This is a genomic window from Riemerella columbipharyngis (assembly GCF_900101995.1).
Classification (GTDB): domain Bacteria; phylum Bacteroidota; class Bacteroidia; order Flavobacteriales; family Weeksellaceae; genus Riemerella; species Riemerella columbipharyngis.
The window spans coordinates 100,059-120,300 of record NZ_FNAS01000001.1; the positions used below are offsets into that span (position 1 = coordinate 100,059).

The following is a 20,242-nucleotide window of genomic DNA, read 5'->3' on the forward strand; positions in this document are numbered from 1 at the left end:
AGATTAAGCTATTGTAATGCTGTCGTCTAAATAAACATCTTGGATAGCATTGAGCAATTCTACGCCTACTTTCATATCTTTTTGGAAGGCTTTACGCCCAGAGATAAGTCCCATACCACCGGCACGCTTGTTGATTACTGCTGTTCTCACAGCGTCGGCTAAGTCTGTGGCACCTTTGGATTCTCCTCCGGAATTGATTAAGCCTGCTCTTCCCATATAGCAGTTGGCTACTTGGTAACGAGCCAAGTCGATCGGATTGTCGGTTGTAAGTTTTTCGTAAACCAATTTGTTGGTTTTTCCTACTTTCACAGCATTGTATCCACCGTTGTTAGTAGGTAGTTTTTGTTTAATGATGTCTGCTTGGATGGTTACCCCCAGATGGTTTGCTTGTCCTGTCAAATCAGATGAAGCGTGGTAATCTACACCATCTACCTTGAAAGCACTATTTCTAAGATAGCACCAAAGGATAGTAGCCATACCCAGTGAATGTGCATATTCAAAAGCTTTAGCCACTTCTACTATCTGTTTGTTGCTCTCAGGGGAACCGAAATAAATTGTAGCTCCTACCGCTACAGCTCCCATTTCCCAAGCTTCTTTTATGGTTCCAAACATAATTTGGTCATAAGATTCAGGATAAGATAGTAATTCATTATGATTGATTTTGACTACAAAAGGAATTTTATGGGCATACTTACGAGCTACTGCTCCGAGTACTCCAAAAGTAGAAGCTACCGCATTACACCCTCCTTCTATCGCTAATTTTACGATGTTTTCAGGGTCAAAATAAATAGGATTTGGTGCAAAAGAAGCACCTCCGCTATGCTCAATTCCTTGGTCTACCGGTAATATGGATACATATCCTGTATTTCCCAGTCTTCCGTGCCCTAATATCTGCTGGAGGCTTCTAAGAACTTGAGGATTGCGATTAGACAATGCCCATACCTCATCCACATGATTAGGAGACGGTGCGTGTATCATTGACTTGTCAATAGTTGAACACTTGTGGTTCAAAAGCATCTCTGCATCAGAACCTAATAACTCGATAATTTTGCTGTCAGCCATAATTATTTAATTTATTTGTTAATTCTTTTGTATGTTGTACAAATATAATCATTATCATCAGAATGAGCAAAATATTATAAATACTTTATTCTAAGAGTATTTAGAGAGGGATGCGTGGCAAAAACAGAATTTTATTTCTCCCAAATATACGGTCTAAATACAAAAATCGAATATGAAATCCTATTTTTTCCGTTTCTACAAAGTTGAAAATAGATTTTAGCTATACAAGTTTTTTCTTGGGTATGTTTTGAAGATAAGTGTGGGATATTTATTGTATAAGACTATTGGTTTTTGTAATTTTACGAGGTTAAAAGTAGGCTTATGTTTAGACCTAAAAAATGTTTTTCAAAAGTGTTTTTATATTTGCTTGGAATGGGATTTTTCCTGTTTTTTAATTCGTTTAATGCCCGTAGCAGAGATGCCAAAACGGTGGTAATAGGTGTGAAAGTGGCTCCTCCTTTTGTTGAAAAAAAAGGAAGTAATTTTTCGGGGCTTAGCATCGACTCTTGGGAGCTGGTAAATAAGTCATTGGATTGGAATTACAAATTTAAAGAATATAAAGATGTTAATTCCTTGTTATCAGCAGTGAGACGAGGAGAAGTGGATTTTAGTATCAATCCTATTACTGTAACGGAAAATAGAGCAAGGCATTTTAGTTTTACCCAGCCATATTTTATTTCAAATACGGTGATGGCAAGAAAGAAGGGGTTTATCGTTGTTACTATACTGAAAAATCTGATGACTTGGAGTTTTATTTCGGCTGTAGGAGCATTGGCTACTATTATTTTTATTTTCGGTTTTCTTATTTGGATTTTTGAACGCAAAAAAAATAAAGAACAGTTTGGAGTGGGCAGATGGAATGGGATAGGAGAAGGCTTCTGGTGGAGTGCTGTAACGATGACTACCGTAGGCTATGGAGATAAAACACCCAAAACAACTATGGGAAGGCTTATAGGTATTGTTTGGATGTTTATAGCGGTGATCAGTATTTCGAGTTTAACGGCAGGGATTGCCTCCGCACTTACTGTTCAAAACCTTAATGAGGGTATTTCCTCTATAGACGATCTCAGCCGTTTTAAGGTGGAGACAGTCAAAAATTCAAGTACAGGAGAGTTTTTAGATTATTATCATATACATTATAAGGCTGTAAACTCTTTAGCACAAGGTGTCAATGATATTGATAAAGACAGGGAACAAATTTTTGTGTATGATGAGCCTCTCCTTTACTATCAAATTGATAGTTTGGACAAAAGAGACGACATAGAGATTCTTCCGCATATTCTTAGAAAAGATTATTTCAGTTATTGTTTCCCTAAAAATTCAAAACTAAGAAATGAGGTTAATCCGGTTCTTGTCAGTACTCTGAAAGATTTGCGTTGGCTTAAACTGATAAAAGATTATCAAGCAAAGTAAATTCTCTATAAAGATTATTCTTCTTATTTTTGTGCAATGCAGGATTCTTTTTTACATAAAGGCAAGAGGAGGATATTGGTCAAATACCTCAAAGAAAAAATAGGAATAAAAGATGAACGGGTTTTGGCTGCTATAGATACCGTACCGAGACATTTTTTTATGGAAAGTGTATTTTTGGATTACGCTTATGAAGACAGAGCGTTTCCCATTGCAGCAGGACAAACAATATCTCACCCCTCTACTGTGGCAGAGCAGACGGAGCTTCTGGAGATAGAACGAAGCGACAAGATACTTGAGATAGGTACCGGAAGCGGCTATCAGACGGCCGTACTTATTGCTATGGGGGCGTTGGTCTATACAATAGAAAGACAGAAAGGATTGTATGATTTTTCTAAACAAATGTTTAAGAAAATGAATATTAGCCCTATTCATCAGGCTTTTGGAGATGGATTTGAGGGACTTCCTTTCTTTGCTCCTTTTGATAAAATCATAGTAACCTGTGGAGCAGGGGAACTTCCTATGGCACTTTTACGACAGCTTAGAGTAGGTGGTAAAATGGTAATTCCCTTAGGAGTAGAGGAAGAACAGGTGCTTTATAGGTTTACTAAAATTTCGCCTACAGAATTTGAAAAAGAGCAATTTGGTTTGTATAAATTTGTACCGATGCTCGGTAATATAAACAAGTAGATTTTTTATAAAAAAATATCCTGCTTTTTAGGATACGGCACATTCAAATAGATAAAAGAGGCCTTTCGAAGTTCTAAAATTTAAGTTTTTCCTTGGTCTTCAGTTGGTTTTATGTTAAACTTCTTTGATATATTCATTATCAATAGTACTAAATTCTGATGATTTCGAAATGTATTGTTTGACTCATTTATTGCTATATTCATTCAATTCCCTTTCCCATAAATTATACGGATGTACAAAATAAAATTTAGCCTGCAATTTTTTTTGCAACCTTTTGATGATGGGTAAACTCAACACTATTATCACTGGTAATGGACTTTACCGAGTCTTTATAGGGCAGCAGTATATCTATCACGGTTTGTGTCCGTATTTACGCATTTTTACCTTAAAAAAATCCTTTTAATAGAAATAAATCTTTTTATCTCATATATCGCTTTTATATTTGAACTTAGGAATCTCTTTTAGTGACAATAAAATTATATTTGTAAATGTCTCAAAGCTATAGAGTGTTTTTGTTGATATTATCTTCACTTAAAACAAATTTATTGTTTATGTGTATTTATTACTGTAATATTTTATTGGCTAATTTACTATACATGGCATAACAATATTGACAATTGATTTGCTACTCAGCTCTGCTTTCTCATTATCGTTAAAACCTTTCAAAATCCTAAGTTAAAAAACATTGGACGACACAATATCTATTTTTTGTTGATAAGAATAATTATTCTCTCTTCAAATTATCTCAAGGAATGTTTCCATATCGTTTTTTTTTACTATCTTTGGGCAAATTAAAAGTAAATATCAATAATCATAAACAAACCTCATCTAATTAAACTAATAAGACAATATGCACAGATATGTTTCAGCCGAAGAGGCCATCTCAGTAATAAAAAGTGGAGATAAGATTTTCCTGCATGGAAGTGCTTGTACTCCGAATTTTTTGGTAGATGAACTTGCCAGACAAGCAAACCGATTAAAAAATGTAGAATTAGTATCCATTACCGTACAAGGTAATGTAGAATGTGCCAAACCACAGTACGCAGACAGCTTCCACATTAACTCTCTTTTTGTATCTACTCCGGTAAGAAATGCAGTAAATGGAGGAAACGGAGATTATGTCCCTATTTTTCTCAGTGAAATACCGCGATTGTTCAAAAGCAAAATACTTCCGCTGGATGTAGCTATCGTTACGGTGTCTCCTCCCGACAAACACGGATACTGCACTCTGGGAACCTCCATAGATGTAGCTCGAAGTGCGGTAGATTCTGCCAAAATCATCATTGCCCAGGTCAATCCTAAAATGCCGAAAACACACGGTGACGGCTTAATCCATGTAAACCGCATTGCAAAAATGGTGTGGCACGAAGAAGAATTATTGACCATAGACTACGCCTCTAAAGTAACCGACATTGAAAGACAAATCGGGAAAAACATTGCAGAGCTTATTGACGACCGCTCTACCCTGCAAATGGGAATCGGAACAATCCCCGATGCAGTACTCCAATGCCTTAAAAACCATAAAGACCTCGGTATCCATACAGAAATGCTCTCCGATGGTGCAGTGGAACTTATTAAAAACGACATTATTACCAATAAATATAAAGGAACTCATAATAACCGAACCGTTACCAGCTTCTGTTTCGGAACTAAAAAACTCTATGATTTCGTAGATAACAATCCTTCCATAGAATTTATGGATGTGGAATACGTTAATTTCCCTATCAATATTATGAAAAACCATAAATTAACGGCTATCAACTCTGCAATAGAAATTGATTTTACAGGGCAGGTTTGTGCAGATTCCATTGGAACTTATCAATACAGCGGGATAGGCGGACAAATGGATTTTATGAGAGGTGCCGCATTGAGCGAAGGCGGAAAACCTATTATCGCCATCTCTGCGAGAACTAAGAAAGGAGTTTCTAGAATTGTACCTTGCTTGAAAGAAGGTGCGGGCGTGGTTACCACAAGAGGACATATCCACTATGTTGTAACAGAATATGGTACAGCTTACCTTTATGGGAAAAGCTTTAAACAGAGAACAAAAGCACTTATAAATATCGCTCATCCCGATGATAGAGAACAATTGGAAAGAGCAGCCTTCGAAAGATTCGGTTCACTATTGTAAAATATACTTTAATTAATTTAAAAGAAAGTTCCTAAGTTCAAATATAAAAAGCAACAAATGGGATAGGATTTTTATTTCTATTAAGGAGGATTCTCTTAAAAAAAAGAAGAGAAAAACAAAAAAGTTTTTCTCTTCTGAATCCTGAAGTCTTTGTTTTCCAAACAAAAATAAAATGAGTCCGTTAACTTTAGTACAAAGTAGGCATTAAATGCTTATTTGGAAGCTGAGTTTGCCTATCGTCAAAAGATTACAAAAAAAAGTTGCAGGCTAAATTTTATTTTATACATCCGTATAATTTATGGGAAAGGGAATTGAATGAATACAGCAATAAATGAGTCAGACAAAACATTCCGAAATCATCAGAATTTAGTACTATTGATAATGAATATATCAAATAAGTTCAATATAAAATAACTGAAGACCAAGGAAAAAACTTAAATTTTAGAATTCCGAAAGACCTCTTTTATCAATATGTTGCATTGGTTGGTCGGATGTACCCTTTACAGCCATTTTAAACTATCGGTAATGACTTCGGATTTGAGTTCCGTTTCTTGCCATTCTTTTTCGGGAATGCTTTGGGCAGTGATGCCTCCGCCTACATATAGAGAAATGGAGTTCTCAAAAATTTCGGCACAACGAAGATTTACAAAATAAAAAAAATTATCCTCTGATTTTACCCGAATATATCCCGAGTATAAAGCCCTATCGAATAGTTCAAATTTTTTGATATTCTCTCTGCAAAATTCTTTTGGATATCCGCATACTGCTGGGGTAGGGTGTAGGGCATAGATGATTTTCTCTACATTCTCGGCTTTGGTATTGATTTCAAAGTCATTGCGGAGGTGCTGTATATTTCCGCTTTCTACGGTGTAAGTATCGGATACTCCGACTCTGCTGCTGAATTCCGAAAGAATATTTTTGATGTATTCCGTAACCGGTTTTTGCTCCTCTATTTCTTTATCCGTCCATTCTTCTCCGATGGACAGAGTCCCTGCAAGACTCATTGTAGAAAATGTTTCCGTGATGGTGTTGTATTTTCCTAACAGTTCCGGTGTCGCCCCTATCCAGCATTTCCCATTTTGAATCAGAAGATACACAAAGGCAGACGGATACTTTTCGCAAAGCTGTATAAAAGTATTTTTCAAATCTAAATATTTATCTTGGAAAGAAATTGTTTTCTTTCGGGCATAAACCATTTTTTTCAAGTTGTTTTCTTTTACGAAATCGATAATTTTTTGTACCGTATCTTCGTAATCTTTTCTGGAAATATTTTCATCAGAATCTTTATTGGCTTCAAGGGATTGGGAAGTTAGATTAAGCTCCGAAAGACGGTGCTTGGGCACTTCTACCGCTTCCCCTGAAAAGTCGAAACATTTCGCACCATCGAAATCAAAAAAATCTACAGTATTATATCCTTGGTTGTGTTCTATTTTATAGACTTCTGTATTGTTGGGTAATCTGAAAAGTGTGTAATTCATTATTTTTTGATAATGTTATTAGTCATTGTGGTGTGGTTGATGAGCTGATCGTTCTCGTCACGGATTTCTATAGTGGAGACATGTACGGTTCTCCCTTTTCGGAGGAATTGTGCCACACCGGTTACCATTCCGTTTCTTTTGCTTCTTAGGTGGTTGGAGGTGATATTCGTCCCTACTGCATAGTATTTTTTTTGGTCTATGCTTACATTGGAGAGGCACGAACCTAAGGTTTCGGCTAAGACACAACTCGCACCACCGTGCATAATACCAAAAGGCTGGTGTACTCCTTTGTTTACGGGCATAGTTGCAGTAAGGGAATCTTCGGTAACATCAGTGAAAATGATGCCTAAGTTTTTCGCTAAATGTTCTTCGCTCCAATTATTTAGGAAATGGAGGATTTCTTCTTTTCGATCTTCGTTCATTACTTATGCGTTTTACTTATTGTATGTTTGGATTCCAGTTTTCCGGTACTTTTGGGTGTATGTCTTTCTCTATATAGTAATCGGAAATTGTTTTTAGAATATCTTCATAAGATTTCGTTTCAAGCTCTTCTACGCTTATTTTTTTTCCAATGTATGATATTTTTCTTTTGAAATCGCCGGTGGCAAGGACAATAGGAACTCTTGCTTTTAGTGCCATATGATAGAATCCTTTACGCCATTTTTGTACATAGCTTCTTGTACCTTCGGGTGTGATAACCAAACTGAAATCCTCTTTTTCGAATAGATTTGCCACGAAATTTACCAAGTCGTTTTTCTGGCTTCGGTCAATACCTATTCCGCCCAATCCTTTTACTATTCCTCCATACCAAGCTTTGGTGTGAGCATCTTTGATGATGATTTTAAGAGATTTTCCTAACGACCAGTAAGTTAAATTTCCCAAAAGATATTCCAAATTGTGCGTATGCGGAGCAACCACCAATATGCAACGGTTCAAATTGTTGGCATTGCCGTCTAATATGACTTTCCATCCTAATAGTTTAAGGATGAGTTTCCCTATGATTTTTTTCATTTTAGATTAAGTTGATAATATAAAAAACAAGTAACCCTATGTTTGACAGAGGCTACCCATAAAGCTAATGATTCTTGTATTTATAGAAAATCTATAAGTCTAAGAATGCATAAAGTGAGACAGAATATCCATCACTTTTACTACGATATCCAAAACAATTTGTACCATAATTTTTTTTGTTTTTATACACGGCTAATTTACGAATTAATTGTAATTGCACAATACAGCATAATGTTAAAATAAATATAAAATTTTAACTGTTGGTTAGATAGAAAATAGGTTAAATTTATTAGAATGTAATTGGTTAAATTGTGTTGAAATCTGATTTTTGTCATTTGTATGTTTGTCTGTAAATGTGTATTATTGCCTGATGTTAAAATAAATAAAATAATAGATTTTTATTAAGCAAACGCTTTGCAGCGGCTTTGTTTGTGCTTGCGAGTGTTTTCGGTTGGGCACAGCAGAAATTACCTCTACAATCGATGGGAAAAGTCTCTTTGGGATTAACTCTTTTATCCGTTGATTATCAAACGCCAATACAAGGTTCTTGGATTTTAGATTCTAAATTTGGTACGGGGCCTAGTGCTACCATAGAAAATGGTAAATATCTGCCGGCTTATCTCGCCCAATCTTTATTTCTGTCTTCAGAAGCTCGTTATCTATACAGTTTTACCAAACGCCAAGAGCTGGGGCGAGATATAGCTTTAAATAGTGCATCATATTTTGGGATTAAAGCAAGATATAATTTCAAACCTTATCCTGGTGCTGGGCGAGATCTTGATTCTTTTTTTAGTAGGCGTGATGATCGGAAGTATAGTAATACTTTAAGCTTAGCAGGAGTATGGGGATTGCAGAGAAATTTAGACTCTAATTTTTTATTCAATATTTATATTGGACCAGGTTATATGATTGATTTTAATAACAAAAGTTCGTCTTTTTATCCTGATTTAGGATTAGTATTTTCTTATGTCTTTATTAAAAGCAAGAAATAAATTCTCATCGCTTAAAAATATGCAAAAAGGAGGTTTTTGAAGCCTCCTTTTTTATTGATGAAGAAAGAAATAATTTAACTACTTTGTCTTTGGGGTATTGATATTGAAATTAAAGCCAGGTACATTAAAGTTGATATTCATATCATCAGAATCTGTATCTATATTTAAGCTGTCCATTTTCTTTTTGGCTTCTTTACCGCTGTAAGTTTTTCCATTGATGGTAACTTTATCCTTCCCATTGATGCTTTGGATAGAGATTTTATTTCCATTCCTGGTGATATTCATAGAGACCGTTCTGTTTACTTGGGTGCTATCCGCTTGGTCATCATCATTGTCGTCATCATCGTCATCGTCTCCGTTTTTGGTTTTTGAGGCGTAAGGCGAGTCGTCATTTAGGCTAATGTTGTCTGTATCCTCGTTGATTACCACCATATCTTTTGGAACTACTATAGTGTATTTTACTCTGTATTTTCTCATTTTTTCGGAATAAGGAAAGAGTATATAGTTAGGCAGTTCTATATTATTCCCTTCTATTTTTACCAGAATTTTTGACTTTAATGGAAGGTTATAGCCTTCGGCAATTCTGGTGATTTCCAGATAAGGTATTTTTATATCCTTTCTTGAGACCTCTACATCGGGATTATCGCCGTCGTAAACCGTTTTTTTGTCTGTGAAAATATTATCATAATCTTCGGCAGATTCGGGAATGTGTATTTTATTAATTCCTACAAAAAGGGTATCCGAAGGGGTGTTAATCGCTATATTCTCTGTATCTTGCTTTTTGCCGCTATATACTTTGCTCCCTTTTATTATTAAAGTACTTAATACTAGACCGGTAATAATCCATAAACCAATGAGTATAAAGAATATATATTTAGTATTTTTAAAAGAGGTTTTAGGTGATAAAAGTTTGATACTCAATAAAGACAAACCAAATGTAGGAATGGCAAGGGTAAAGAATAAAAATAAATCTATAAGATACAGGTAATCATTGTAATAAAAAGATAATTTTGTAAAATGTAGTATGCTCGTAAATCCTACGGAGCATAAAGTTGCAAATAGAAAGCCTACTGCTACTATTGCCACCATTCCTCCAAGGATGTACCTTAGAATAGTGAGAGGCTCGGATTCAGACTTTAGAGGAAGTTTTTCCATCGCCATAGAAGCTGTTTTTATATTGTCAAAATTGGCAGGTTCGCCTTTCATTTTAAGGAAGTCGGAAGCGGTTTGTGCTTTTGGTAAGATTGCCCAAAGAATAAGGTATACCATAGTTATAAACGGTAGAGAAGGTGCGTATTTGAAGAAAATATAGATAATGGCTAGGGCAGCCCATATTCCACGCATTAGGGTAACATCCATATTGAAATAATTTGCCAATCCGGAGCATACCCCTGCGATTTTTTTGTTTGTAGGGTCTCGGAATAGTTGCTTTTTCATCTTAGGCTTTTTTGTATTGTCTGCATAGTAGGTTTCCTCTTGTCCTTCTATCTCTTCCGGTGTACCGATGAGGGAGATTACTTTTTCCACATCTTCATTGCTTACGACTTCGCGTTTCCCTAAAGATTCTTTCAGTATTTCTACTACTCTTATTTCTATATCGTGCATCACCTCGTCTGCCTCTTCTTTTTCCATATTATTTCTTAGGGCAGAGAGATATTCACTTAGTTTTATGTAGGCGTGTTCATCTATAACAAATGAAAAACCGGCTAATGCTATTGATAGTGTCTTGTTCATGGTATTAAGGTTTATATTGGGTAATTTGGTTTACAGAGTCTATAAGTTGTTGCCAAGTGGCTTCCAGTTCGGTGAGGAAAACTTTTCCTTTTTCGGTAATCTGGTAGTATTTTCGTGGTGGTCCAGCTGTGGATTCTTCCCAGCGGTAGGAGAGTAGGTCGGCATTTTTCAGTCTGGTAAGCAGCGGATAGAGCGTCCCTTCCACTACATCTAATTTTCCGTTTTTCAGAGCGTCCATCAGTTCGGAGACATACATCTCTCTTTGTTTGATGAGGCTTAGAATACAGAACTCCAGAATGCCTTTTCTCATTTGGGCTTTTGTATTTTCTGTGTTCATTTCTTTTGTTATAATGAGGTTAAAATATTATAAAATTTGATTCTAATTAGAATGATTAGGTCTAAAATTTAGACTACTTTCCTAATCTATTCACTTCCGAAGGTTGATTTTGGTTAATGTTTATCTTCTTATAGTTCTTTCCTGTAATATTCCATTGTACGGTAATTCCGAAGCTTTGGGTATCGTAGAGCATACTGTCTGCATAGTACACTTCCGGGATATGCGTTTCGTTTTTCTTTTTGGTGCGGAGTATATCATTGGTATTTAATATTATAGAAAGGTTTTGGTTGATTTTTTTCGTTAAACCTAATCCAAGAGATTGCATAGCAGATTGTGTCATAAGCCCTATATTATTAGGCGATTGTAAGTAGTATTCAATATTAAACTGAAGTCCCTTGCCAAAGTCAAATGTATTATAAGAGATGAATTGGAAAAAAGGTTTTGATTTTGCTAAAGTCTGATAGGTTTTGTCTTTAACATTTATATAAGATCCCATTATAGTGGTTTTTGTCGTCCAAAATTCATTGAAAAACGAGTGGCTGTATTGTGTGCCTAAACCGTACACATACACATTGTCGAAGTTTCGGTAAGACTGTATGATATTTTTTCCATCTGTTTTGAAGAAAATCCCTGCCATATCTTTCATATACTGAAATTCGGAGAAGATACCCCAGCCTTTTTTGAAGGTATTTAGTGAAAGACTGTATATTTTTTGTGGGCTGATTTCGCTGTCACCCGCAAAGAGGGTATTAGAATTATGGATTTTCGCAAACGGATTTAGGTAGGCGTAGTTTGGCCTTCTGATTTGCTTACGGAAAGATATGGCATACATTCTTTGTCCTTGTGTCGCCCAGCTGTAATCCGTATTGTAGAGGAGATTGGAATAATTTTTTTTATTCTTGTAACTTTCCTTTGTGGCAAGGTCCGAAAAATCGTAATCAATAAACGAGCTCTCGTTTCTTATCCCCAGGTTAAGGTTGCCTTTGCCTAGCGGAATAGACTGATTGAAATAGACTGCTGCCACTTGCTCCTTGTAATGGAATGGCGAATTGGTATCAAAATTATAATTGTTATTCGTTACATCCGTATTCGTATATCTGCTTCCCACCGAGCTTAGGCCCCATTTTGTTTTGAAGTTCAAGTCTGCGTAACCAATGTAGATAGGCGTGGTATTTTTAATGTCTTGGCTGATGAACTGCCCTGCCGAAGTAGCGGAATTGTGGCTGTCGCTTTTACTGAAAATCTGATATGTCCCTATTTTTAGGGAGGTGTTTTCATTGAAAATATGTTTCCAGTTCTGAGAAAGCTGTAATTTTTTGCTTACCGTATTTTCTTGGGTTGTTTTCAGGAAGTCGTCGTTGAAGGTTTGGTTGTTGTTTTTAGACTTGTCGTAGCTAAGCGTTCCCGAAAAGCTCAGATTGTCTTTCTCTGAGGGGGAAATATTTAGGTCAATGAATGCTTGGTGGCTGTGCTCTTTATTATCATCAATGTTTTCAATGGAGAGCAGATCCTTGTTGCCTATCTTTTGTTTGATATTTCCGGTATTGTACTCGGGGGAATTATCGTAATTATAGGAAATATAGAACTGCGTTTTCTTGCCATTTAGTGCATAGTTGATATTGTTTGTGCCGTAGAAATCCTTTCTGTGTTTCCCACCGGTGGCATTGATGCCCAGGCGGTAGTTTTGTTTGCTTTGGTCTAAAATAATATTGATTACCGCATTTACCTCTGTGCCGTAGGAGGCGTTAGGATTGGGATTGAGTTCCAACTTTTTTATGGATTTAGGGTCAAGGGACTCGAGGAAGTTTTTGAGGTCTTTCCCTCTTAGCTCGCTTTGCATCCCGTTGATTTCCACGATGGCAGCCTTGTTGAATATAGACATTTCGCCGTCTTTGTTTATATCCAGCATTGGCACCAGTTTCATTCCTTCCCAGGCGTTTTGTGTCTTTTGGAAATTGGTATTAGACACTACTACTTCGTATTTTCCCTCTTTTTTGCGGACATTCATTGCAGGGAGTTTTTTCATCACTACGGTTTTTATCGTTTGTGTTTGTAGTGAATCTTTACTTTGGCTCTTGGTTTGGCTCGTCTGTGCTTGGGACAAGCCAAATATTAGAACCGGGCTGAAAATTGAAAATTTGTTCATAATCTTTTTGCTTTTGGTTGTGTAAAAATTGATTTGATATATATGTAAAATGATTTGGTGATTATTTTACATTGCAAAGATATATAAATTAAATAGTATTATGCAATACAAAGTACTATATTTATTTTTAATTTGTTGATTTTCAATGTTAAAAATTTTAACAAAAGTTTTTTGACTTAAAAAAATAGGGGCAAATAGAAAAAATGCGTAGAAATCATTTGTTTTTTTGTTTGCATCCCCAGTTACTTCTTTATATATTTGAGCTATGAATTACAACGAAGCATTACAAAAGAGATATTCCGTAAAGGAGTTTGATTCCGAGAAAAAAGTTTCGCAGTCTGTTTTGCAAAATATTCTCAATGCAGGGAGGCTTTCGGCAAGTTCTTTGGGGCTGCAGCCTTACAGGCTTATCGTTGTAGAAACGGATACTGTTAAAAACGAGATGGCTTCGGTGTTTGCAAACCCTCGCCAGGCACTTACTTGCTCTCATCTTTTGCTTATCGTAACCAAAAAGGAAATTGAACCTTATTATGTAGACCGTTATTTCGAGCATATTGCAAAGGAGAGGGAAGTGGAGGCAGATAGTCTGCTGCCGTTCCGAAATATGGTAGACTATTATTTGTCAAAGCTTTCAGGCGAAAACTTATCGGCGTGGAATGAGAAACAGAGCTATATCCTACTGGGGCATTTGATTTTTGCGGCTGCATTGGAAAATGTGGACTCTTGTCCTATGGAAGGTTTTGACGCACAAGCGTTAGCTCAATTGATTGATTTGGATACGGCAAAAGAAAATGTTTCTGTAACATTGGCATTGGGGTATCGCTCTCAGGGAGACATTTTTCAACATTTCAAAAAAGTGAGAAAACCAGAGGGGGAACTCATTAAGTTCTTGTAAAAATAAACTTTATCCGTTAAAAAAAAATTGGTAAGGTGTGTTTTCTGCTTATTTCTTTGAATGATAATTTCAAAATAATTTGTAATTTTGTATAAGATTTAATGTTGTTTAACGGTCTTATAATCAATATGGTTTGGTTAAACAATGTTTTGTAAATAAAATGATATGAAAGTTGTTTTAGCGGGTGGAACAGGTTTTGTGGGAAGCCGGCTTACGGAAATGTTGATAGAGCGGGGACACGAGATTCTGATGCTTACGAGGTCTTTGGAAAACAAAAAGAATACGGATAAAATTACTTATTACGAATGGACTCCCTCTTTGCTTAGCTGCGATGTGGAGCCTTTTCTGGTTGCCGATGCAGTGGTTAATCTTGCAGGGGCCGGGATTGCAGATGAACGATGGACGCCGGAGCGGAAAAGGGAGCTGATGAATAGCAGGGTCAGCAGTAATCGTACTATTGTAAAAATGCTTAGAAAAGTAGAGAACAAGGTAAAGCAGGTGGTCTGTACTTCTGCTATCGGCTGGTATGGCTATCAGCCGGACAATTCTAAAAAGCTGACGGAAGATTTGCCTCACGCTGCGGATTTTTTGGCACGTTTATGCTATGAGTGGGAAGAGTCTGCAAGGCGTATAGAGAAGATGAATAAAAAATTGAGCATCATCCGTACAGGTATCGTTTTAGGTAAAGGCGGAGGAGTTTATCCACAGATGACAAAGTCTATGAACTTTGGGGTAATGGGGATTGCTGGAGATGGAAATCAGAAAATGAGCTGGATTCATTTAGACGACCATTGCAGGGTGTATATTCATCTTTTGGAGAATGAAATAGAGGGTATTTTTAACTCGGTTTCCCCCAATGTGGTTACTCAGGAGCAGTTTTTGGTTAAAGTAAAAGAGGTAAAAGGGCGATTTTGCATACCAATTAAGACCCCAAAATTCATTTTGAAGACTATTTTTGGTGATTTGGCGGAAATGATTTTGTCTTCCGCAGTTATTTCCTGCGAGAAAATACAATCCACAGGCTTCAAGTTTAGATTTAATAGGCTTTTGGAGGTTGTAGAGACTATTGAAAAATCATAAAATAGTTACTTTTTCTAATGTTTTCTATTTTGTTAGTAATTATTTAAAAATAATGTTATTTTATTGATTTTTTTTTAATCATATTTTAATCTAAACGATTGTCGGTGGTATTTTGTTGGTCCGTATTGGTTTAAGGCGTCTCTATGCTGCTTGGTAGCGTATCCAAAGTTTTTGTTCCAGCCATATTGCGGGAATTCTTCGTGTAGTTTTATCATAAGCCGATCTCGGTAGTTTTTGGCTAAAATAGAAGCCGCAGCTATGGAGAGTACTTTGGAGTCCCCTTTTATAATACATTGATGCGGGATAAAAGGGTAGGGGTGGAATCGGTTGCCGTCCACCAAAATCAGCTCGGGGCGGGTTTTTAGTTGGTCTATGGCGAGGTGCATAGCATGTATGCTGGCGTTTAGAATATTATGCTTGTCTATGAATTCCGGAGGTAGCTCTGCAATGGCGTATTCCAAGGCATTTTCTTTAATATAAGTATCTAATTCGTTTCGGATTTTGACGGTCAGCTTTTTTGAGTCGTTGATGAGGTTTTGCTCAAAGTTTTCCCTTAAAATTACCGCTGCTGCTACTACCGGTCCGCACAAGCATCCGCGGCCTACTTCGTCGCATCCGGCTTCTATATAATTTTTTGTCCAATTTTTTATCAATTTCATAATGTGCAAAGATAGGTTAAATTTTTAATTCAAACAATATTTTTAATGGGTTGTTTTAATTTTTTTTGTATAAAATTTGTGTAATTTAACATAATTGGTTAATATTGTCCCAAGTGAAAAAATTATTTAAGATATGAAAAAACTAACAACGAGTGTTTTGGTTGTGGTGCTTTCTTCATCGTTTGCTATGGTAAATGCCCAGCAGAAGAAAGACACTATAAAAACTAAAAACATAGAGGGGGTAGTAATTACCGCCCTTGGGATTAAAAGAGAGAAAAAGTCTCTTGGGTATGCTTCTCAGGAAGTTAAGGGAGGTGCTTTGACGGATGGAACTACTAAGACGGGGAATGCGGCAGCATTGCTTTCCGGTAAAGCAGCAGGAGTTCAGATTAACTCTAATAACAACTTTGGTGGTTCTACCAATATTGTGATTAGAGGGTATAAGCAGCTAGGCGGTAATGGTGGTTCGCCGCTTGTTGTAATTGATGGTTCTCCTATTAGCAATACTTATGTTTCAGGAGATTATGATTTGGGTAATTTTCTTTCAGACCTTAATCCGGATGATATTGCGAGTATGAATATTCTTAAGGGAGCGGCAGCTTCTGCACTTTATGGGGAAAGAGCTCTCAATGGAGTTATCGTTATTGAAACTAAAAAAGGAAGAAATGGTAAGAATGGTTCTTGGGGCGTTACTTTATCTACAGATGTTAATTTCGGCTTTATAGACAAATCAACTTTCCCTACTTACCAAACGAGATATGGTGCAGGGTATGGTCCTTACTACAGTATGAAATCTAATCCGTTTTTTGATGAGGGACCAGATGGAAAACCTATGGCACCTTTTGGAGAAGATGCTTCTTATGGAGCAGAGTTTGATCCGAACTTACTAGTATGGCAGTGGGGTTCTTTTGATAAGTTTTCATCTCACTATGGCAAGCCTTATGCGTGGACAGCTGCTAAAAATGGTCCTATAACATTTTTTGATACGCCATTTACAACTTCCAATAGCATTACTTTGGAGAAAGGAAATGCTAAAAACAACTTTATGTTGAGTTACAACAATTTCCTTTCTACAGGATTGATGCCAAATTCAAAACAGAAAAAGAATACATTCTCTGCAAGAATTAACTATCAGCTTACAGATAAATTAAGCGCCAGTGTATATTCCACTTTGACATTAGAAGACACAAGAGGAAGAAATAAAACAGGTTACTCAGACAATTTGGTAACTGGCTTTAGAGAATGGTGGCAGACTAATGTGGATTTACAAGAGCTTAAGGATGTGTATTTCAAATCCGGAGGTCTTAATAGAACTTGGAATAGGTCTTCTGTAGATGATGGTAGTCCTGCTTATTGGAACAATCCGTATTTCCAAGTGTATCAAAACTATGAGTCAGACGGAAGGACAAGGAATTTTAGCTATGCTCAAGTAAAATACAATTTTAATAAAAACTTTGGACTACTTGCAAAAGTATCTAATGATTTTTATAATATGCTTGTAGAGCAACGGTTAGCAGATGGTAGTTTGACTCAGGCGTTTGGTGTGTCTGGAAGAAACGCCAGTTCAGGTTATTGGAGACAGAATAGAACAGGATTTGAGACTAACTTTGATGTTATTGGAAATTATAAATTTGATATTTCTGGTAAATTGAATGTTCAGGGTATTGTGGGAGGTAATGTGAGAAGATCTGGATACGAGTCTCTTACAACTTCTACAGAAGGAGGACTTGCAGTACCTGGTATATACGCTATATCAAACTCTAAAGGACAGGTTTTAGACCCTGTAGAGTACTATGCAAGGAGTGCTTCCGCAAGTGCATATGCTTCTGCCTCATTTGCGTATGATAATTTTCTATTTGTAGATGCTACTTATAGGATAGATAAATCATCAAATCTGCCAAAAGGGAATAATGTATATGGGTATCCTTCATTTACAGGAGCATTATTGCTTAGTGATTTAATTCAGAAAGATTGGTTAAATTATCTTAAACTAAGAGCAAATTATGCAGAAGTAGGTTCTTCTACTGGAAATTATAATCTGGTAAATACATTTTCTAAAAATGGTATTTTTAGAGATCAGGCATTGTTTTTTGCTCCGTCTACATTGGCCAATCCAAACTTAAAACCAGAGAGATCTAAAGAAGTAGAGTTGGGTATCGAGTCTAAAATGTTTAATAATAGATTTGGTTTTGATGTCGCAGTGTATAGAACAAAAACTTTTGATCAAATTATAAATTTACCAGTATCTAATGCATCTGGGTATAATGCTGTAGTGGTAAATGCAGGAGAAATAGACAATAAAGGGGTAGAGATTCAAATGAATCTGACACCTATTAAAACTTCTGCTTTTACTTGGGATATTAGCGTTAACTGGGCGAAGAATATTAATAAATTGGTTTCTTTGCATCCAGACGCAAAAGTACTCAGATTAGACGCTTACCAAGGAGGTGTTTCTCTGAATGCTGTAGAAGGTCAAGCCTACGGCGTATTGTATGGTACGGATTATGTTTACCAAGATGGGCAGAAAGTGGTAGATCCTAAAACGGGAAGATACCTTAAAACAACGGAATCTAATAAAGAAATAGGAAACATCACACCTGACTGGACCGGAGGTATAAGGAACAACTTTAAATTCGGTAAAAACTTTTCTATGGGCTTCTTGATTGATGTTCAGCATGGTGGTAGTATATTCTCTACAGATATGTACTATGGTCTTGCCACAGGATTGTATCAAGAGACAGCAGTGGGAGATTATAGAACAAAAGGGGTGGTTCATCCGGGGGTTAATCCTGATGGAAAGCCAAATCAGACTTACACAGCAGGTGCTCAGGCATTTGGTAATGTAGATGGATATAGAAGGATGCCAAACAAAAGATTTGTATATGATGCATCGTATATCAAACTAAGAGAAGCTAATATTACTTATAAATTACCTAAATATTTAATTGCTAATACATTCTTGGAAGAAGCTAAAATTTCTTTAGTAGGAAGAAATTTGTGGATTATTTACAAAAACCTTCCTTATGCAGACCCTGAAGGAAGCTCAGGAGGAGGATTGCAGTCTAGAGGAAGTTCTGTAGGGGTGCTTCCTACAACAAGAGATATTGGTGTAAATGTTACTTTAAAATTTTAAAAAATGAAAAAAATACTTTTTATAATAGGAGCTTTAGCGGTTACTCTTCCGGTTATTAATTCTTGTGAAAGAGATATTACCCAGCTAAATGTAGATCCCAAGCATCCACAGTCTTTACCTTCGGTAAACTTATTTTTGACCTCTCAAAAGAATTTATTTACGCAATTAGATGAGGCTAGTGTCAATAGAAATATTTCTAGATTTTTTACACAGCAGTGGACAGAGACGACTTATACAGATGAGTCGAATTATGATATGGTGACGAGACAGATTAATGCAAGGCATTGGAATACGATGTATCGTAATGTCATTAATATGATAAAGTTAGCTAAAGGAGCATTGCAGGCAGAATCTCAAAAACCTGGTGCAGACTCTGATGTGATGGATAATGAGTGGGTACAGATGGAAATAATGGAAGTGTATGCATGGGTGAATATGGTGGATACTTATAATAATATTCCTTATACTGATGCATCAAAGGCTGCAGATGGGAAATTATCACCAAAATATGATGATGCCAAAACGATTTACTTGGATCTTATCAAGAGATTAGATGAAGCGATAGCTAAAATAAAAGTTTCAAAAGAAGGTTATCCCGATTATTCTTATGGTGGAGATATGGCAAAATGGAAAAAATTAGCTAATTCCATAAAACTTAGATTAGGTGTTAATCTTTCTGATGTGGATTCTAGTGTCGCGAAAGCAACAGTAGAAAGTGCAGTACAAGGTGGTGTGATAGCATCTAATGCGGATAATTTAACTTTGACCTATACTGCCGGATTATTCAGTAGTCCATTATATCAGAATGTTAATGTAGAAGGCTCCGGTAGAAAAGATATCGTAGCGGCTAATACATTGGTAGATGCTTTAAAAGCTAAAAATGATCCGAGAATAGGCAAATTTTTTACTTATAAGCCAGGAACTACAGAGTATGAAGGCGGAGAATTTGGGACACCATCTGCTTACGCATCTTATTCTCATGTTGCAGATGATATTATCAAGGCAGATGCTACAGCAGATTTTTGTGATTATGCAGAGGTGAATTTCTTGTTAGCAGAAGCGGCTCAAAGGGGGTTTAATGTAGGAGGTACAGCACAAAGTTTCTATGACAAAGCGGTTAAGGCTTCTATGGATTATTGGGGAGTTTCAGATGCAGATGCAACTGCATATTTAGCTGTAAATCCGTACGATGCTGCAAATTGGAAAAAATCATTGGGAGAACAATCGTGGTTTGCTATGTATAATAGAGGATTTACAGCATGGACATTTAATAGAAGACTTGATTATCCGGTTTTCAAAAATCCTGTAAATTCATATATTGATGGTGTACCAACGAGGATGACTTACCCTGCAACAGAACAGGTTCTGAATAAAGCGAATTGGGAAGAGGCAACCTCTCATTTACAAGGTGGAGAGGATGTTGCTACAGCAAAAGTATTTTGGGATAAAAACTAAAATCTCGTGTTTTGCATTCATAGAAAGAC

General features: G+C 36.3%; 16 protein-coding genes. 8 read left to right on the top strand and 8 right to left on the bottom strand.

Translation table 11 applies throughout. The annotated features are described in order from the left end of the window. Positions 1-3: 3 nt before the first annotated feature. A complete protein-coding gene (locus tag BLS89_RS00410; protein WP_092735537.1) occupies positions 4-1,062 on the bottom strand; it encodes a class I fructose-bisphosphate aldolase in 1,059 nt (352 codons plus the stop codon). Between the two features lie 321 nt (positions 1,063-1,383). Between BLS89_RS00410 and BLS89_RS00415 the strand changes: the two genes are divergently transcribed. The 3 genes from BLS89_RS00415 (at position 1,384) to BLS89_RS00425 (ending at position 5,293) form a co-directional block, all read left to right on the top strand. Then, a complete protein-coding gene (locus tag BLS89_RS00415) occupies positions 1,384-2,475 on the top strand; it encodes a transporter substrate-binding domain-containing protein (protein WP_245688728.1) in 1,092 nt (363 codons plus the stop codon). 36 nt (positions 2,476-2,511) lie between these two features. Then, a complete protein-coding gene (locus BLS89_RS00420) occupies positions 2,512-3,162 on the top strand; it encodes a protein-L-isoaspartate(D-aspartate) O-methyltransferase (protein ID WP_092735538.1) in 651 nt (216 codons plus the stop codon). An 850-nt stretch (positions 3,163-4,012) separates the two neighbouring features. Next, positions 4,013-5,293 carry an acetyl-CoA hydrolase/transferase family protein gene (locus BLS89_RS00425; protein WP_092735539.1) on the top strand — a complete coding sequence of 427 codons (1,281 nt, stop codon included), beginning with the start codon at positions 4,013-4,015 and terminating at the stop codon, positions 5,291-5,293. Between the two features lie 500 nt (positions 5,294-5,793). Here BLS89_RS00425 and BLS89_RS00430 read toward each other — a convergent pair whose 3' ends face one another. Genes BLS89_RS00430 through BLS89_RS00440 form a run of 3 tightly spaced genes read right to left on the bottom strand, consistent with a single transcriptional unit; the run spans position 5,794 to position 7,782 of the window. After that, positions 5,794-6,771 (bottom strand): chorismate-binding protein, encoded by a 978-nt coding sequence (locus tag BLS89_RS00430; protein WP_092735540.1) that lies wholly within the window; start codon positions 6,769-6,771, stop codon positions 5,794-5,796. Beyond that, entirely contained in the window at positions 6,771-7,193 is a 423-nt protein-coding gene (locus BLS89_RS00435; RefSeq protein ID WP_092735541.1) for a PaaI family thioesterase, read from the bottom strand. The genes BLS89_RS00430 and BLS89_RS00435 overlap by 1 nt, the downstream gene beginning before the upstream one ends. 16 nt (positions 7,194-7,209) lie before the next feature. Continuing rightward, positions 7,210-7,782 (bottom strand): 1-acyl-sn-glycerol-3-phosphate acyltransferase, encoded by a 573-nt coding sequence (locus tag BLS89_RS00440; protein ID WP_092735542.1) that lies wholly within the window; start codon positions 7,780-7,782, stop codon positions 7,210-7,212. A 482-nt stretch (positions 7,783-8,264) separates the two neighbouring features. Here BLS89_RS00440 and BLS89_RS00445 point away from each other — a divergent pair, with 482 nt between their 5' ends. After that, positions 8,265-8,774, top strand: a complete 510-nt coding sequence (locus BLS89_RS00445) for a hypothetical protein (RefSeq protein WP_143017698.1) — start codon at positions 8,265-8,267, stop codon at positions 8,772-8,774. A gap of 78 nt (positions 8,775-8,852) precedes the next feature. Here BLS89_RS00445 and BLS89_RS00450 read toward each other — a convergent pair whose 3' ends face one another. From BLS89_RS00450 to BLS89_RS00460, 3 genes are all read right to left on the bottom strand, one after another. Next, positions 8,853-10,508 (bottom strand): PspC domain-containing protein, encoded by a 1,656-nt coding sequence (locus BLS89_RS00450; RefSeq protein ID WP_092735544.1) that lies wholly within the window; start codon positions 10,506-10,508, stop codon positions 8,853-8,855. A gap of 4 nt (positions 10,509-10,512) precedes the next feature. Then, positions 10,513-10,845, bottom strand: a complete 333-nt coding sequence (locus BLS89_RS00455) for a PadR family transcriptional regulator (protein WP_092735545.1) — start codon at positions 10,843-10,845, stop codon at positions 10,513-10,515. A 73-nt stretch (positions 10,846-10,918) separates the two neighbouring features. Further along, the gene (locus tag BLS89_RS00460) at positions 10,919-12,991 is read right to left on the bottom strand and encodes an outer membrane beta-barrel protein (RefSeq protein ID WP_092735546.1); all 2,073 of its coding nucleotides are present in this window, start codon (positions 12,989-12,991) and stop codon (positions 10,919-10,921) included. 265 nt (positions 12,992-13,256) lie between these two features. Between BLS89_RS00460 and BLS89_RS00465 the strand changes: the two genes are divergently transcribed. Further along, positions 13,257-13,886, top strand: a complete 630-nt coding sequence (locus BLS89_RS00465) for an NAD(P)H-dependent oxidoreductase (protein WP_092735547.1) — start codon at positions 13,257-13,259, stop codon at positions 13,884-13,886. A gap of 165 nt (positions 13,887-14,051) precedes the next feature. After that, the gene (locus tag BLS89_RS00470) at positions 14,052-14,966 is read left to right on the top strand and encodes a TIGR01777 family oxidoreductase (RefSeq protein WP_092735548.1); all 915 of its coding nucleotides are present in this window, start codon (positions 14,052-14,054) and stop codon (positions 14,964-14,966) included. Between the two features lie 74 nt (positions 14,967-15,040). Here BLS89_RS00470 and BLS89_RS00475 read toward each other — a convergent pair whose 3' ends face one another. Next, entirely contained in the window at positions 15,041-15,625 is a 585-nt protein-coding gene (locus BLS89_RS00475) for a ribonuclease HII (protein ID WP_092735549.1), read from the bottom strand. Between the two features lie 133 nt (positions 15,626-15,758). Between BLS89_RS00475 and BLS89_RS00480 the strand changes: the two genes are divergently transcribed. Continuing rightward, entirely contained in the window at positions 15,759-18,758 is a 3,000-nt protein-coding gene (locus tag BLS89_RS00480) for a SusC/RagA family TonB-linked outer membrane protein (protein ID WP_092735550.1), read from the top strand. Between the two features lie 3 nt (positions 18,759-18,761). Next, the gene (locus BLS89_RS00485) at positions 18,762-20,213 is read left to right on the top strand and encodes a SusD/RagB family nutrient-binding outer membrane lipoprotein (RefSeq protein WP_092735551.1); all 1,452 of its coding nucleotides are present in this window, start codon (positions 18,762-18,764) and stop codon (positions 20,211-20,213) included. The last annotated feature ends 29 nt before the right edge of the window (positions 20,214-20,242 follow it).

Coding starts and splice junctions, on each gene's coding strand:
- BLS89_RS00465 (WP_092735547.1), top strand. CDS start 13,257: ATGAATTACAACGAAGCATTACAAAAGAGATATTCCGTAAAGGAGTTT.
- BLS89_RS00435 (WP_092735541.1), bottom strand. CDS start 7,193: ATGAACGAAGATCGAAAAGAAGAAATCCTCCATTTCCTAAATAATTGG.
- BLS89_RS00470 (WP_092735548.1), top strand. CDS start 14,052: ATGAAAGTTGTTTTAGCGGGTGGAACAGGTTTTGTGGGAAGCCGGCTT.
- BLS89_RS00450 (WP_092735544.1), bottom strand. CDS start 10,508: ATGAACAAGACACTATCAATAGCATTAGCCGGTTTTTCATTTGTTATA.
- BLS89_RS00440 (WP_092735542.1), bottom strand. CDS start 7,782: ATGAAAAAAATCATAGGGAAACTCATCCTTAAACTATTAGGATGGAAA.
- BLS89_RS00475 (WP_092735549.1), bottom strand. CDS start 15,625: ATGAAATTGATAAAAAATTGGACAAAAAATTATATAGAAGCCGGATGC.
- BLS89_RS00485 (WP_092735551.1), top strand. CDS start 18,762: ATGAAAAAAATACTTTTTATAATAGGAGCTTTAGCGGTTACTCTTCCG.
- BLS89_RS00410 (WP_092735537.1), bottom strand. CDS start 1,062: ATGGCTGACAGCAAAATTATCGAGTTATTAGGTTCTGATGCAGAGATG.
- BLS89_RS00425 (WP_092735539.1), top strand. CDS start 4,013: ATGCACAGATATGTTTCAGCCGAAGAGGCCATCTCAGTAATAAAAAGT.
- BLS89_RS00420 (WP_092735538.1), top strand. CDS start 2,512: ATGCAGGATTCTTTTTTACATAAAGGCAAGAGGAGGATATTGGTCAAA.
- BLS89_RS00455 (WP_092735545.1), bottom strand. CDS start 10,845: ATGAACACAGAAAATACAAAAGCCCAAATGAGAAAAGGCATTCTGGAG.
- BLS89_RS00480 (WP_092735550.1), top strand. CDS start 15,759: ATGAAAAAACTAACAACGAGTGTTTTGGTTGTGGTGCTTTCTTCATCG.
- BLS89_RS00460 (WP_092735546.1), bottom strand. CDS start 12,991: ATGAACAAATTTTCAATTTTCAGCCCGGTTCTAATATTTGGCTTGTCC.
- BLS89_RS00430 (WP_092735540.1), bottom strand. CDS start 6,771: ATGAATTACACACTTTTCAGATTACCCAACAATACAGAAGTCTATAAA.
- BLS89_RS00445 (WP_143017698.1), top strand. CDS start 8,265: ATGGGAAAAGTCTCTTTGGGATTAACTCTTTTATCCGTTGATTATCAA.
- BLS89_RS00415 (WP_245688728.1), top strand. CDS start 1,384: ATGTTTAGACCTAAAAAATGTTTTTCAAAAGTGTTTTTATATTTGCTT.